Source organism: Nostoc sp. 2RC, from assembly GCF_014222165.1.
Taxonomy (GTDB): Bacteria; Cyanobacteriota; Cyanobacteriia; order Cyanobacteriales; family Nostocaceae; genus Nostoc; species Nostoc linckia.
This window is the reverse complement of the sequence record NZ_JACKZU010000729.1, coordinates 1-1098: the sequence shown is the minus strand read 5'-3', so window position 1 is coordinate 1098 and position 1098 is coordinate 1. Positions and strand designations below refer to the sequence as shown.

Here is a 1098-nt window from a genome sequence, read left to right as displayed (position 1 = left end):
CCCCGATATTTCCCCTTTCTAGTGATAGATAGATATTTAATTAAAAAATCAGGAGATTCAAAATGGAACAATTATTTTTACTCGTCTTTTTAGCCCTTGGCGGTTCTGCTGTAGCGGGGTCTGTGAAAGTTGTAAATCAAGGTAATGAAGCTTTGGTGGAAAGGTTGGGTAGTTATAACAAAAAGCTAGAACCTGGTTTGAATTTTGTTATTCCTTTTGTAGATAAAATTGTTTACAAAGAAACTATCCGCGAAAAAGTTCTAGATATTCCTCCCCAAAAATGCATCACCCGCGACAACGTGAGCATTGAAGTAGATGCTGTGGTTTATTGGCGCATCGTGGATATGGAAAAAGCCTGGTATAAAGTGGAAAATCTCCAGTCGGCGATGGTGAATTTGGTGCTAACTCAAATTCGCTCGGAAATGGGACAACTAGAGTTAGATCAAACTTTTACTGCTCGTACCCAAATTAATGAATTATTGTTAAGGGATTTGGACATTGCTACCGATCCTTGGGGCGTGAAAGTGACGCGGGTAGAACTGCGCGATATTATTCCTTCGCAAGCAGTCCAAGAATCAATGGAATTGCAAATGTCAGCAGAACGACGCCGACGGGCAGCAATTCTCAATTCTGAGGGGGAACGAGAAGCTGCCATTAATACCGCCAGAGGTAAAGCTGAGGCACAAATTTTAGATGCAGAAGCTCGCCAAAAAGCAACTATTTTGCAAGCGGAAGCGCAACAAAAAACCATTGTTTTGCAAGCGCAAGCGGAACGTCAGCAACAAGTTCTCAAAGCCCAAGCAACCGCAGAGGCATTACAAATTATCACCAATACTCTCAAATCTGAAACCAACGCACAACAAGCGTTGCAGTTCTTACTTGCCCAAAATTATCTAGAAATGGGTACCAAAATCGGCAGCAGCGACAGCAGCAAAGTCATGTTTATGGATCCCCGCACTATTCCCGCCACCTTAGAAGGAATGCGTTCCATTGTTGCCGAGGCTACTAATGGAAACTCTAACCAGTTATTTAGCGCGGAAACATCCACGGGGAATAATCGCGTTGGGTGAGGAGTGGGGAGATGGGGGAGATGGGGAG

General features: G+C 43.7%; 1 protein-coding gene. It reads left to right on the top strand.

The features are described 5' to 3' along the window. Positions 1–62 precede the first annotated feature (62 nt). A complete protein-coding gene (locus GNE10_RS34710) occupies positions 63–1070 on the top strand; it encodes an SPFH domain-containing protein (RefSeq protein ID WP_185570531.1) in 1008 nt (335 codons plus the stop codon). Positions 1071–1098 lie beyond the last annotated feature (28 nt).